Origin of the sequence: Caproicibacterium amylolyticum, assembly GCF_014467055.1 — a bacterium.
GTDB lineage: Bacteria > Bacillota > Clostridia > Oscillospirales > Acutalibacteraceae > Caproicibacterium > Caproicibacterium amylolyticum.
Genome location: NZ_CP060696.1, coordinates 1,350,942 through 1,364,379, shown reverse-complemented (window position 1 = coordinate 1,364,379; position 13,438 = coordinate 1,350,942). Strand labels below are relative to the sequence as shown.

The 13,438-nt window shown below is 48.6% G+C and carries 12 protein-coding genes; all 12 read right to left on the bottom strand.

Features of this window, described 5'->3' with window-relative positions; all coding sequences use genetic code 11:
* Positions 1–13 precede the first annotated feature (13 nt).
* The 12 genes from gltA to H6X83_RS06480 all read right to left on the bottom strand — a co-directional run bounded on the left by gltA (position 14) and on the right by H6X83_RS06480 (position 13,437).
* Positions 14–1,402 carry an NADPH-dependent glutamate synthase gene (gene gltA / locus H6X83_RS06535; protein ID WP_212508320.1) on the bottom strand — a complete coding sequence of 463 codons (1,389 nt, stop codon included), beginning with the start codon at positions 1,400–1,402 and terminating at the stop codon, positions 14–16.
* Positions 1,395–2,243: a sulfide/dihydroorotate dehydrogenase-like FAD/NAD-binding protein gene (locus H6X83_RS06530; protein ID WP_212508319.1), complete on the bottom strand. Its 849-nt coding sequence runs from the start codon at positions 2,241–2,243 to the stop codon at positions 1,395–1,397. Before H6X83_RS06530 ends, gltA begins: the two co-directional genes overlap by 8 nt.
* 166 nt (positions 2,244–2,409) lie before the next feature.
* Positions 2,410–3,888: a stage IV sporulation protein A gene (gene spoIVA / locus H6X83_RS06525; protein ID WP_212508318.1), complete on the bottom strand. Its 1,479-nt coding sequence runs from the start codon at positions 3,886–3,888 to the stop codon at positions 2,410–2,412.
* Positions 3,889–3,945: 57 nt separating this feature from the next.
* On the bottom strand, positions 3,946–5,463 hold the full coding sequence (locus tag H6X83_RS06520; protein ID WP_212508317.1) for a DUF3794 and LysM peptidoglycan-binding domain-containing protein: 1,518 nt from the start codon (positions 5,461–5,463) through the stop codon (positions 3,946–3,948).
* 300 nt (positions 5,464–5,763) lie between these two features.
* Positions 5,764–5,925 carry a hypothetical protein gene (locus H6X83_RS06515; RefSeq protein WP_212508316.1) on the bottom strand — a complete coding sequence of 54 codons (162 nt, stop codon included), beginning with the start codon at positions 5,923–5,925 and terminating at the stop codon, positions 5,764–5,766.
* 68 nt (positions 5,926–5,993) lie between these two features.
* Positions 5,994–6,626 carry a thiamine diphosphokinase gene (locus tag H6X83_RS06510; protein ID WP_212508315.1) on the bottom strand — a complete coding sequence of 211 codons (633 nt, stop codon included), beginning with the start codon at positions 6,624–6,626 and terminating at the stop codon, positions 5,994–5,996.
* Positions 6,623–7,507: a ribosome small subunit-dependent GTPase A gene (gene rsgA, locus H6X83_RS06505; protein ID WP_212508314.1), complete on the bottom strand. Its 885-nt coding sequence runs from the start codon at positions 7,505–7,507 to the stop codon at positions 6,623–6,625. Before rsgA ends, H6X83_RS06510 begins: the two co-directional genes overlap by 4 nt.
* A 2-nt stretch (positions 7,508–7,509) precedes the next feature.
* Positions 7,510–9,591, bottom strand: a complete 2,082-nt coding sequence (gene pknB, locus H6X83_RS06500; protein ID WP_212508313.1) for a Stk1 family PASTA domain-containing Ser/Thr kinase — start codon at positions 9,589–9,591, stop codon at positions 7,510–7,512.
* A 23-nt stretch (positions 9,592–9,614) separates the two neighbouring features.
* Positions 9,615–10,352 (bottom strand): Stp1/IreP family PP2C-type Ser/Thr phosphatase, encoded by a 738-nt coding sequence (locus H6X83_RS06495; RefSeq protein WP_212508312.1) that lies wholly within the window; start codon positions 10,350–10,352, stop codon positions 9,615–9,617.
* Positions 10,345–11,388: a dual-specificity RNA methyltransferase RlmN gene (gene rlmN / locus H6X83_RS06490; protein WP_484484218.1), complete on the bottom strand. Its 1,044-nt coding sequence runs from the start codon at positions 11,386–11,388 to the stop codon at positions 10,345–10,347. The genes H6X83_RS06495 and rlmN overlap by 8 nt, the downstream gene beginning before the upstream one ends.
* A 10-nt stretch (positions 11,389–11,398) precedes the next feature.
* Positions 11,399–12,733, bottom strand: coding sequence for a 16S rRNA (cytosine(967)-C(5))-methyltransferase RsmB (gene rsmB, locus H6X83_RS06485; RefSeq protein WP_212508310.1), 1,335 nt, complete (start codon positions 12,731–12,733; stop codon positions 11,399–11,401).
* Positions 12,730–13,437, bottom strand: a complete 708-nt coding sequence (locus tag H6X83_RS06480) for a zinc metallopeptidase (RefSeq protein ID WP_212508309.1) — start codon at positions 13,435–13,437, stop codon at positions 12,730–12,732. Before H6X83_RS06480 ends, rsmB begins: the two co-directional genes overlap by 4 nt.
* Between the last annotated feature and the right edge of the window lies 1 nt (position 13,438).

Genomic DNA, 13,438 nt, shown 5'->3' with positions numbered 1-13,438 from the left:
TTGCAAGAAAAACTTATTTGTTTTGAATATACTCATCAATCGACTTAGCAGCTGCTTTGCCGCCGCCCATAGCCAGAATAACGGTAGCTGCTCCGGAAACAGCATCACCGGCAGCATAAACACCCTCACGGGTGGTCTTCATAGTCTCTTCATCTACGACGATGCAGCCCTTGCGGTTTGCTTCCAATCCCTTGGTTGTGGAACGGATAAGTGGGTTCGGGCTGTTGCCAATTGCCATCACAACACAGTCAACTGACATTTTGAACTTGCTGTCCGGAATTTCCACCGGACGGCGGCGGCCGGAAGCGTCCGGCTCACCAAGTTCCATCTTTACACATTCAATTTCACTGACGCAGCCATTCTCGTCACCGAGAATCTGAACCGGGCTTGTCAGGAAATCAAAGATAACGCCCTCTTCTTTTGCGTGATGCACTTCTTCCTTACGGGCAGGCATCTGTTCCTCCGCACGGCGGTAAACAATATGCACTTCCTCCGCACCCAGGCGAAGTGCTGTACGTGCAGCATCCATGGCAACATTGCCGCCGCCTACAACCGCAACACGCTTTACATCCAGAATTGGAGTATCATATTCCGGCTTGTACGCTTTCATCAAATTCACGCGGGTCAGGAATTCATTTGCAGAATAAGTGCCAACCAAATCCTCGCCAGGGATGTTCATGAAGTTCGGCAGACCGGCACCGGTACCGACAAACATAGCTTCATAGCCCATATTGAACAGTTCGTCAATTTCGAGTACCTTGCCGATTACCATATCCGTATTGATTTCAACACCCTTTTCTTTCAGGGCGCTGATTTCTTTCTGCACAATTTCCTTCGGCAGACGGAACTGCGGAATGCCGTACATCAATACACCGCCGGCAACGTGCAGTGCTTCAAACACTGTAACCTGATAGCCCTTGGCTGCAAGGTCACCCGCACAGGTCAAACCAGCAGGTCCTGCACCGATCACTGCAACTTTATGTCCGTTGGACGGAACTTTGTCAGCTTTGTCGCTGCCATGCTGCATGTGCCAGTCCGCAACGAAACGTTCCAGTCTGCCAATGCCAACCGGCTCACCTTTAATGCCGCGTACGCATTTGCTTTCACACTGGCTTTCCTGCGGACATACACGGCCGCAGACGGCAGGCAGAGAATTGGTCAGCTTAATGGTTTGAAAAGCTTCCTCGTACTCACCCTTTACCACATGTGCAATAAAGTCCGGAATGTGTACGCCAACAGGACAGCCGGAAACGCAGGGCTTATTTTTGCAGTTCAGGCACCGCTGTGCTTCGTTCTGTGCCATTTCTTCAGTATAGCCCTGTGTTACTTCTTCAAAATTATGGCACCGTACTTCCGGTTTCTGCTCCGGAATCGGGGTCTTTTCCATTTGCATATTAGGCATTTTTCGCACCCTCCATCAATCTGCAGCTTTCCTCTCTGGCAGCTGCACGTTCTTTGTCAAAATAGGTGCGGCCGCGCTTGATTGCCTCATCAAAATCGACTTCAAAGCCGTCAAAATCAGGGCCGTCCACACAGGCAAATTTGGTCTTTCCACCAACTGTCAAACGGCAGCCGCCGCACATGCCCGTACCGTCGATCATGATTGGATTCATACTGATAATTGTCTTAATATTTCTGGGCTTTGTAACACCAACAACCGCACGCATCATGACCAGCGGCCCAATAGCAACCACTAAATCATAGTCCGCGCCGTTTTCAATATTCTCTTCCAATGCGCTGGTAACAAAGCCTTTGTGGCCGTTGCTGCCATCGTCTGTCATAAGATAGAGGTTATCGCTGTCAGCACGCATTTCATCTTCCAAAATAATAATATCTTTATTGCGGAAGCCAGCAATCATATCTACCTTGGCACCCATCTGATGCAGTGCCTTTGCCTGCGGCCATGCAATCGCACAGCCTGCGCCGCCGCCAATAACCGCAGCACGTTTGTAGCCTTCCAGTTCACTTGCTTGGCCAAGCGGCCCGATGAAGTCCAAAAGTGCATCGCCAACGTTCAGCTGGTCCAGCTTCATTGTCGTTTTGCCTACAATCTGGTAAATAATCGTAACGGTGCCGGCTTCTCTGTCATAATCCGCAACTGTGAGCGGGATACGCTCGCCGAATTCGTCAACACGCAGAATAATGAACTGCCCTGCTTTTGCTTTTTTTGCAATAAACGGAGCATTCACAGCCATCAGTGTCATCGAATCGTTCAACTTGCGTTTTTCTACGATTTGAAACATGATTACACTTCCTCACCAAAAAATATATCTATATCCCGATGAAAGGATTCTGCTTTTACGCAGTAACTTCATTATATCGATTCTCTTATATAAATGCAAGAAAAATCGGGTGATTGGCAAAAATATGCCTATCACCCGGTAATTTATGCATAAAACGCATTAAAGTTTAAAGAATGATGCAAATGAGCCCATTGCAACCGTCATTTATGATTCGTTCAATTGTTTCGCGCACTTTTTCTCGTGCATCTTGTGGCATGCGGTAAAGCTTGTTGTGCATTCCCTCATTGACAAGCTCATGAAGGCTCTTACCAAAGATGTTGGATTCCCAGATTTTTGACGGACTTTCTTCGATTTCTTTGAGCATATAGGAAACGAGTTCTTCACTCTGTGCCTCGGAACCAACAATTGGTGTTATCTCTGTTGTAATCTGCGTTTTCATCATGTGGATGGAAGGTGCGTTGGCTTTCAAGCGGATACCGTATTTCCCGCCCTGACGAACAATGCGCGGTTCTTCCAGTGTCAATTCATCAATATTCGGCATTACAATACCATAGCCGGTTTCCAGTACATTGTGATAGGCTTCCTGAATCTTATCATATTCTTTTTGCATTGCTGCAAAGTGCAGCATACTGTCCAGCAGGTCACCCTCCGTTTCAATGGAAAGTCCGGTTTTCTCGCCAAGCACCTTGTAAAACAAGGATTGCTCAAGCTGCACGCTGACTCGTGCCTTGCCGCAGCCAAGTTCAATGCTGGAAACCGCTGCTTTCTGTACATACTCGCAGGCCGAAACCTGCTGCATCATGCTGTTGATTTCCCGAATGCAGGTCACACCTGCCGCATTCTGCTGAATGGATTCATAAATTGCCGCACGCAGCCAGTGATCTTTTTCCAATGTGGAAATCCAATGTGGCATATCCACTTTGATTTCCTGTACCGGAAACTCAAATAAAACTTTAGAAAGGATGCCCCGTATTTCTGCTTCCCCAAGTTCCAGACAATTGACCGGCATTACCGGCACTTCATATTTTTTCTCCAGCTGTTTTGCAGTCTGTACCGCTGTGGGAGCAGCAGGTTCCACGGAATTCAGCAAAACAATAAAAGGTTTGTGAATTTCTTTCAGTTCCGTTATGACCCGCTCTTCTGCATCTTCATATTCCTCTCTGGGAATGTCACTGATACTGCCGTCCGTCGTCACTACCAAGCCAATAGTTGAGTGCTCCGTAATCACCTTTTTGGTACCGATTTCCGCAGCCATATTAAATGGAACCGGGTCATCAAACCATGGCGTCATCACCATGCGCGGGGCTTCTCCCTCAATATATCCCAGAGAACTTGGTACAATATAACCAACACAATCAATCATCCGCACAGAAAACGAAGCGCTGTCATCGATATTGACCTTTACCGCCTGCTCGGGGATAAACTTTGGCTCCGTTGTCATAATCGTACGGCCTGCTGCTGACTGCGGAAGTTCATCTACAGCGCGGTCCTTTTTCGCTTCTTCAGCAATGTTTGGTATGACGATTGTGTCCATAAACTTTTTGATAAAAGTGGACTTACCGGTGCGCACCGGACCAACAACGCCGATATAAATATCGCCGTTTGTCCGCTCCGCAATATCCCGATAGATTGTGTGTTCTTCCATTTCGTTCCCTCCTGCGCTCATTGTTTGCGGTTTTTTATCTATGGCGGGACATTCTTCTTACATGGGAATCAGCAGCATTCCACGGGTTTCAACCGTATCCCCCGCAAGGCCGTTTTCATCACGGATAGCATTGACACTGGTGCAGTACCGGCAGGCAATATCCCACAGCTTTTCACCTGTATCTGCAAAGTAGATGCACAGCGCTGCAGTATCCTTTTCTTTCGGTCGTGCGGTATCTTCCTCAATGTCGGTAATAAACTTATATGTCTGCAGTTCATATACTTCTGCCGTCAGCAAAATCTCTGCCTTGAGTTCAATTTCACCGCCAGTCAACCGGTAGCTGAGGTTCAGCACCGTTCCTTCTGCTGAACAACGTGTATCAAACTGTGTTTCAATCGGCTTAGAGCAGGTGAATTCTGTAGTACGTTCAAAGTAGAATGGAGCATTTTCCTGATTCAGTGCCATGACACATATGCCAAGTTTTCCGCTGAACTGCAGCTGACCATTATCCACTGTTGCAGTTACCGTACATGGATCATTCCACAAATCTAATATTTTCGTCAGCCCGCTGTCACACTGTACTGAAAAACGGTGAGAACAAGTGTCACTGATAATGCCCGTCAGACTTTCCAATGTTTTTTGTTTTCGCGCAATATTTAATTCATATGTACGGGAATATACATCTGACAAGGCAGACATGGACTTTGGCTGGAAGTTAGTGACAGACGAAAGCAGGTGCACATGTGTTTCAAAGGCAGAGGATTCCCCAGTGTAATCTGCGTGTATCTGAATTTCAATGCCTGCCACTGCCAGCTGTACACGGCAGGTGCTTTCCTCTGTAACACCCTCGCAGTCCAAAAGCTGTGTAAAAGGCATTGCATATTCCATTGATTCGGGTTCTGTATTTTCTTCTCCACCTGTGTATAAGATGTGCAGCCGCACTTCGCCGGCCGCCATCACCTGTCCCTGCATAGGCTCGGCCGTTTTCAAAACGGCACAGACATCTGTACGCAGAATCGTCTCCGCCGGCAGCTTTCCTGGTGAGAGTTCCAGCGTATCTTCCACAGTAAAGGGCTGCTGTGAAAACCCGCTGCAGAGATTGCAGCTGAATTCTTTCGTCTGCTGTTCCATATTTTCATCTTCTGCGGAAGCTACAATTTCTAAGTCTGCGCGTCCGCAAACCCGTGCACACACTGAAAAAGCACCGTGAATGTCAAGTCTGCGCGGACTGGTCGGCCTGCAGTTCACATACTCCACACGGGTCATTGTGTAAATCCGTGGCTGCTCCACCGGCTGTTTGAGCGTAACAGCAGCAAGGTAGGAGCTTTCGGTTTCGTAGCAGTGCACCGACGTTCCACCTGCATCCAGATAATAAACTCTGACCGTGCAGGTACCCTCTACCTCCAACCGATCCCCGGAAACGCTGCGGGAACTGATGCTGGGCAGTACCTGACACTTCAGAATACGCTGTATATCCGGGCAGTAATCCGGCAGGCTGATATCAAGGTCGATTGGCTGCTCTTGGCAGCCGTCATAGACGACCTCACTTGCGGAAAGCACCTCACGATTAAGCATATTGATGATCTCTCCTTTTTTCATTTCTCACAGACATCATATTCTTACAACACACGGAATATGATTCCGAAAAAGTTTTGTTGCTCCTTATATATGCAGCTATACAAAGTAAAAGAAGCGGGAACCGCATAAAAAGCAATGCGATTCCCGCTTCTTTTGTTTTTCCCGGCTCCAAATAGTTCATTCAGCGCTGAGATTCGGTTGCTTCTTTCCGGATATGAAAAAATTTGCGAAGGAAAAAGCCGATTACTTTCGGGCTGTGTACCACTACAATCTTCACAGAAAATCCCTCCATTATTCTCAGCGTCGGATGAGCGACACGCCCAGACAAACCAGCATCACTGCTACTATAAATAGAATCAGTCCTATCGGGCAGAAACAGGAGAGTGCCAGCCCCACCCCGAATGCAACTGCGCAGGGAACTCCTTTGCCCTGCACACACTGCTGAAAGCGTCCGCGCATTGGCTCACCGCCTTTACTGGTTGATAACCCAGTATATACGCAAAAGGAAAAATCTGTGCATCTCTTATTTATTTTTCTTCGGTCAAAACATAAATAATCACATTGCCGCCAAGAACGGTAATCGTTGCATCATTACTTTCAATGACGTTGCTGGTACCAAGCGGATTGTCAGAAGTCATTACATCTTCTGTCAGCGAATACTTCATGCCGGTATAGGAAACAGTCGCACTTGGTGCACCAAAGGGATACACTGAAGCGGTGGCCCCCTTCATATCCCGTAGATGCAGTCTGCCGCCGGGCATGAAGAAAAGTTTTTCATTATCTGTAACAATAACACCATGACCACCCAGCTTGCTGATATACTGTAAAACACAGACATTGGCATAAGAGTGATCAAAACGTCCGCCCAAAGCACCAAACAAAATGAATTCTTTATAGCCGCGGTGCATGCCTTCTTTAACCGCAGAAAACATGTCAGTATCGTCTTTTTCCTTCATCAAACGAACTGTTTCAACATTTGCTGGAGGTGCAGACTTTGCGGAGTCAAAGTCACCAATAATCAAGTTGGGTTTAATCTTTGCTGCAAGTGCCGTATCAAGACCGCCATCGGCACAGATAACAAAGGACTCACTGGTATTGTATTCACGAAAAACGGACAAATCTTCTACCGGCGCAGAGCCGATGATAATGCACTGATTCATTTCTTATCCCATTCCTTTATGCCTTTAATTTCCTGGTACATTGCAGTATAGCTTTCGTGCCGCGATTTTGGAATTTTTCCGTCTTCCACCGCTTCCAGCACTGCACAGCCCTTTTCACAAATATGTGAACATCCTTGAAACATGCATTGCCCAAGATACGGTGCAAATTCACGGAAACAGTACTGCAGCTGTTCTTTTTCCAACAAATCATAGCGATCCGTATTGATGGAAGAAAAGCCGGGTGTATCCGCGGCTAAGCCACCCTCCGGCAAATGCAAAAGTTCTACCTGCCGGGTTGTATGCCGCCCACGCCCCAGTTTCTGGCTGACCTCACCGGTTGCCAAAGAAAGCTCCGGATACAGCGCATTGAGCAGTGATGACTTTCCGGCACCGGTATTGCCGGTCAGTACAGTTATTTTTCCTTTCAGCAGCGGACGAATTTTTTCGACTCCGCCGCCGGTCACTGACGAAACTGTAAAGCTTTGAAAACCAGCCTTTCGGTAAATCTCACAGAGCCATTCGCCATCCTCCAAATCCGTCTTGGAAACGACAACAATCGGCTCAATATTCTGATTTTCCGCCGCTGCAATCAGTTTGTCGATTACCAGTGTACTTGGAACCGGACTGCAGACGGAAACTACAATTAGCAGTTGGTCAATATTTGCTACCGGCGGCCGCACCAAAACATTTCTGCGTGGCTTCAGTTCCTCAATATAACCGGATTTTCCTTCCATGCGCAGCACTGCGCTGTCCCCTACCACTGGTTTAATTCCATTTTTTCGGAACCGACCGCAGGCGCGGCATTCCACAATGTGATGCTCAGTCTCTACATAGTAAAAGCCACTCAGACTTTTTAAGATGGTACCTGTACATTGTTTCATGCTTACTGCCCTTCAGCCGGTGCAGAAGTGCTCGGCGATGATGACGGTGCAGATGAGGATGCAGCCGGTGTGCTGGCCGGAGTTGACTGCTGCGGCTGACTTTGCGCCGGAGTACTGCTCGGCGCAGAAGAAGCCTGTGGATCTTTATAGCTTCCCTGCCAGGAAATGACCCAGTTTCCGGTGCCAAAGTCCAGCTTATATTTCACGTAGCTCTGACCATCCAGTTCGACCAGCAGTTCTTTTACGCCGCTGCTATCCTTAAATTGACCCGTCCATGTGTTGTTTGACGTCGGATTAACGGTTGCGTCGCCCTTGCGTTCACCATCAATATAATATGCAAGCGCAATGCTGTGATTTACGTTTGCAGGCAGCTGTACAACCACTTTGATTTCTCTTTCATTTCTGCCGGAACTATACAGAATCGTAACAGTATCTCCCTTTTTAGCAGAAGAACCAGCCGATGGTGATGTTCCAGTCACATAATTGGCTTCCTTGCCCGTGTTGTCCTGCGCAGAAGCAGCTACCTTAAACCCGGCATTCGTCAGCGTGGCCGTTGCCTGATCCAGTGTCTGGCCAGCAACATTCGGGACAGAAAGTTCACCCGGCCCGGTACTGATATATACCGTAACTGTCTTTCCTTTTTCAATGGAGGTTCCAGCCGCTGGATCTGTTGAAATCGCATTGCCGGAAGCAATGGTATCATTTGACTGTTCTTTAAAAGTGGCAATCAGACCGCTGGCCCGCAGTGTCTGCTCTGCCGCTGATTTGCTTTGGTTTGCTACATCCGGTACAATCGCTGCATCTACACTTTTTACCACAGTCAGTGTAACTTTAGAACCCGCAGCCACTGAAGTACCCGCAGTAGGGTCCTGCGCCGTAATCAATCCGGCATCCTTGGTACTGTCAGTAACATACTTAATTTCAAACTGAAAATTGTTCGGGTTGTTCGCCTCAACGGCAGCCAGTGTTTTTCCTACAAAATTCCCAATCGTAATCTTCTGCTGCGAACTGAATACCCCAGTCAGCAGCAGGATCAGTGCAACAACTGCAAAGGCAGCCGCGATACCAGCCGCAATAAATGGTGCCTTATTGCGTGTTTTGGTTTTTGTTCCGGCCTGTGCACCTGCTTCCCCATCTTCCGTATATACATAATCATCACTGTAGCCGCTTTGTGGATCAACCTCAGCAGTTGCATCAGAATCCACATACCTGGTAGAATTATCACCGGAATAGTACTGATAATTAAAGCGAATCGTTGGATTCTGCCGGAAAAGTTCAATATCCCGCAGCATTTCCGCAGCAGACTGGTAACGCTGCATCGGGTCTTTCTGCATGGCTTTCAGCGTAATCTCCTGCAGCCCCATCGGAATATCCGGATTAATCTGGCGCGGCGGACAGGGATCTGTCTGTAGCTGCATAATAGCAACTGAAACCGCATTTTCTGCCTCAAAAGGAAGCTGACCGGTTGTCATTTCATACAGCATGACACCGACAGAGTAAATATCTGCTTTTTCATCTGTCAAATCTCCGCGTGCCTGTTCTGGTGCAATATAATGCACAGAACCGATTGCTTTATCTGTCATCGTGCGGGTCTCGCTGCGGGCAAAGCGTGCAATCCCAAAATCTGTTACTTTGGTGTGTCCGTTTGGCAGAACCATAATATTCTGCGGTTTAATATCCCGGTGCACAATACCGCGCTCATGCGCATGCTGAAGTGCCTGCAGAATTTCTGTAGTAAAATACAGTGCTTTGTGCCAATCAACACCAGGCTGCTGGTCAAGATACTGCTTCAGAGTAATTCCGTCTATGAATTCCTCTACGATATACTGGATCTGGTCGCCAAAACTCACATCATAGACTTTAATAATGTTGGGATGCGAAAGCAGTGCAATCGCCTTGCTTTCATTTTTAAACCGACGGATAAATTCTGCATTGTGCAGATACTCATCCTTCAGAATTTTAATGGCAACAACGCGCTGGTCAAGGGTGTCATAGGCACGGTAAACCAGTGCCATGCCGCCAACACCAACCAGTTCGTGGATTTCGTATCTTCCGTCCAAACGTTTCCCAGTATATTTATCCATTAATAGGAAGCACCTCCTGACCGTCAGTTTTCAATGATAGCAACTGTGATATTGTCACTGCCGCCACCGTCTTTTGCTTTGCCAATCAGCCTTTCAGCGAGTTCCTGCCCGCCATACTGCTGGGAAAAAGTGTAAAGTTCTTCTGTTTCGATGTAATTGGAAAGACCATCTGTGCAAAGCACAAGCAGACTGCGCCCCTCAAACGGAAGTTCATTATAGTCAACCAAAACTGACGGTTCAATACCGAGTGCACGTGTAATAATATTCTTTTGTGGGTGTACCTTTGCTTCCTGTTCTGTCAAGTCACCGCTGTCAACAAGCTCCTGCACCATAGAATGGTCGGTTGTCACCTGCTTTGCGCCCTCCGGCGTAATCAAGTAGGCACGGCTGTCCCCTGCGTGGGCAATGTGGGCAACCCCCGCACACACAACAGCAGAAACAACCGTTGTGCCCATTCCGTGCAGCTCTTCTTCTGCACGGGAGCGCTCGAAGACGGCAGTATTTGCGTTATAAACAGCAGAAACCATTAAATCACGTATAGAGTTGTCGCTGCGAACCTGACTTCCGCCAAAGAAGCCGTGGTACTGGCGAACCATTGTTTCAACCGCAATGCTGCTGGCTACATTGCCGCCATTTGCACCGCCCATGCCGTCACAGACCACTGCCCATGCAATTCCGCTGGAAGTCAGTCCGCTCTTGCACGCATCCTGATTTGTTTCACGGACAAGTCCAATATCTGTTTTATGACATACTTTAAACATGATGGGACACCTCTTCTTGCTTTCTGCGGCGAAGCTGTCCGCAGGAAGCATTGATATCAGAACCCAAGGTTCGCCGCACAGTTGCGGTAATACCATGACGCTCCAGAATCTTGATAAAACTTTTCTGCCGCTCAACAGAACTCTTGTGGTACCTCGCCCCCGCAACGCTGTTCACAGGTATTAAATTCACGTGGCAAAGTGTACCCTCAAGGCGGCCCGCAAGCTCCTGCGCACAGGAATCACTGTCATTTATGCCTTGTATCATGGCATATTCGTATGAAATCCGCCGGCCTGTCACTTCCGCATAGTGTTTACACGCCTGCAAAAGTTCCTCAATCGAAAACTTTCGGCTGACCGGCATAGTTTGGCGGCGAATTTCATCATTTGGTGCATGCAGAGAAACTGAAAGCGTCAGTTGAAATTTGTGTTCCGCCAAATCATAAATGCGATCCACCAAACCACACGTAGAAAGAGATATATGCCGCATACCAATATTCATGCCGTCCGGATCAGAAACCAGTTCCAGAAAACGAAGGACATTATCATAATTATCAAGCGGCTCTCCCATGCCCATCAGCACGATATTGGAAACGCGGGCTCCACCGTCACGCTGCGCTGTCTGCACCTGTGCAATCATTTCACCTGCTGTCAAATTTCGGGCATATCCACTGCGCCCGGTTGCACAGAACGAGCAGTTCATCCGACAGCCCACCTGTGTAGAAATGCAGTTGCTGCGGCCATGGTGATAATCCATCAGCACAGACTCAACCAATTCCTCATCATGCAGCCGGAAAAGGTACTTGCGAGTTGTGTCAATTTTAGAAACGAGGCGCTGTGCAATGCCGGCATTTGCTATGTAATACCGTTGTGCCAGCTCCTGCCGCAGGGCTTTGCTGATATTAGTCATTTCATCAAAACTCTGCACGCCGCTTTTTTGCAGCCAGGAAAACACCTGTTTTGCGCGATAAGCAGGCTGTCCAAGCGCGGCAAATTCTGCCGTCAGTTCCCGCTGCGTCATTGAACGAATATCCTGCAGTTGTTCCAAACTATTCTTCCTTCCTGAAAACACTGATAAAGAACCCGTCCGTCTGGTTGGTCTGTGGAAACAGCGTCAGCTGATTTTCCGGCTCAAGAATCGTACGCCGCAGACTATCTGGCATTTGTAACGGTACTGCCGCAAAATTCCTATGCTCTTTTAAAAAGCGTTCAGCATTTTGCCCGTTTTCCGCAGGATTCAGCGTACAGGTCGAGTAAATCAGAGTTCCGCCCGGCCGCAAAAGAGCGGACGACTTACACAGAATACGGTACTGCAAATCCGGCAGACTGTCAATAGTTTCGCAGGATTTGTAACGGATTTCGGGTTTGCGGCGAATAATGCCGAATCCGGAACACGGTACATCGCACAGAACTCTGTCGGCCAGCGGCAGCGGCCGGTCATCCTTAGCCGCATCCCGCACAGCGGCAGAAATGCACGAAATACCCAGCCGCTGTGCACCTTTTCGGATAAGCCCAACTTTGCCTTTATACTGATCAAACGCTGTAATCTGTCCTTTGTTCTGCATTATCTGTGCAATGGTAAAGGTCTTTCCGCCTGGTGCCGCACAAACATCATAAACTGTATCCCCCGGCTCCGCTCCCAGGAAGCTGCTGCACAGCTGGCTGGAAAGGTCCTGTATGTGGAAAAGTCCTTCCTGAAAGCACTTGCTCTGTGCAACAGAACCCGTGTTTTTCAGCTGCAGTGCATTTTCCAACAAAGGAACCGCCTCAGCATCTATCTGCTCCTCTGCTAAGAGAACAGTCAGCTTTTCAAGCGTTGTTTTCAGCGTGTTTACACGGGCAAAAAGCGGCGGCCGGCAGAAACTGGCTTCTAAAAACTGCCGCGTCACCTCTGCACCATATGCGTTTTCCCACAGTTTCAGAAGCCATTCCGGGCAGGAATACTGTATGGAAAGCTGCTGAAAATGGCTGTTTCGGTGCGGCGGGAATTCTGCTTTTCCTTTCTGGCGGAGCAGATTTCGCAGGACACCGTTTACAAAGCCGGATGCTTTGCTTTTTCCGGAAGCTTTGGAAAGCTCAACTGCTTCATTGACAGCCGCGGAATCCGGAATTTTATCCATATAGTAAATCTGGTAAGCCGACATACGGAGGATTTCCCAAACGACCGGGTCCTTTTTCTCATTTGGCCGTGCCAGATACCGCTCCAAAACTGCATCCAATGTTAGGCGCCGCTCCAAAACGCCATAAAAAAGTGCCGCGGCCAGTGCACGGTCACGTTCATCCAGGGTGCAGGCTCGCAGTGCCTTGTCCAGCACCAGATTGGAATACCCTTCATTTTCATCAACGCGCAGCAGAGCTTCCAGCGCTGTTTTCCGCGCGCTCATTGATTATTCCCCCTGCGGCTTCCCGCAATCAGCAGCAAACGGAGCAGTTGCAGCAGCGCGCTGAAGCAGGCTGCAAGGTAAGTCATCGCGGCCGCTGTCAGCACCTTTCTGGCGCCGGACAGTTCTTCCTGCGTCAGCAGTTCCGTCGCATCCAGTGCCTGAAGCGCACGGGCGCTTGCATTAAATTCGACCGGCAGTGTAACTAGCTGGAACAATACTGCAATGCTAAACAGTGCGATGCCAATATCCACAACCAGATTGTACTGCGTTGGCAACAGCAGCCCCACCAGAATAATCGGAAAGGAAAGCTGCGAAGCGAACCGTGTAACCGGCACAATCGCAGTACGGATTTTATTAGGCAGATATCCCTGAGCGGTCTGGATGCTGTGTCCGGCTTCATGCGCCGCCACACCAACTGCACTGACAGAACTGCTGCCGTAAACACCTTGTGAAAGGCTGATTACATTTGTACGCGGGTCGTAATTGTCTGTTAAATTTCCGCTAATTGGACGCACAGAAATATTCAGCACACCGCCATGCGCCGCAACCGCCTGCGCCGCCGCTGCTCCTGTACATCCGCGCAGGCACCGCACTTTGCTGTACTGCGAAAATGTGGCCTGTACTTTAAACTGCACAAAAGCAGAAAATAAAATTGCAGGCAGCATCCACATGAACGCCCGGTAATCAAAATAATAAAATCCCATG

Coding starts and splice junctions, on each gene's coding strand:
- gltA (WP_212508320.1), bottom strand. CDS start 1,402: ATGCCTAATATGCAAATGGAAAAGACCCCGATTCCGGAGCAGAAACCG.
- H6X83_RS06530 (WP_212508319.1), bottom strand. CDS start 2,243: ATGTTTCAAATCGTAGAAAAACGCAAGTTGAACGATTCGATGACACTG.
- spoIVA (WP_212508318.1), bottom strand. CDS start 3,888: ATGGAAGAACACACAATCTATCGGGATATTGCGGAGCGGACAAACGGC.
- H6X83_RS06520 (WP_212508317.1), bottom strand. CDS start 5,463: ATGCTTAATCGTGAGGTGCTTTCCGCAAGTGAGGTCGTCTATGACGGC.
- H6X83_RS06515 (WP_212508316.1), bottom strand. CDS start 5,925: ATGCGCGGACGCTTTCAGCAGTGTGTGCAGGGCAAAGGAGTTCCCTGC.
- H6X83_RS06510 (WP_212508315.1), bottom strand. CDS start 6,626: ATGAATCAGTGCATTATCATCGGCTCTGCGCCGGTAGAAGATTTGTCC.
- rsgA (WP_212508314.1), bottom strand. CDS start 7,507: ATGAAACAATGTACAGGTACCATCTTAAAAAGTCTGAGTGGCTTTTAC.
- pknB (WP_212508313.1), bottom strand. CDS start 9,591: ATGGATAAATATACTGGGAAACGTTTGGACGGAAGATACGAAATCCAC.
- H6X83_RS06495 (WP_212508312.1), bottom strand. CDS start 10,352: ATGTTTAAAGTATGTCATAAAACAGATATTGGACTTGTCCGTGAAACA.
- rsmB (WP_212508310.1), bottom strand. CDS start 12,733: ATGAGCGCGCGGAAAACAGCGCTGGAAGCTCTGCTGCGCGTTGATGAA.
- H6X83_RS06480 (WP_212508309.1), bottom strand. CDS start 13,437: ATGGGATTTTATTATTTTGATTACCGGGCGTTCATGTGGATGCTGCCT.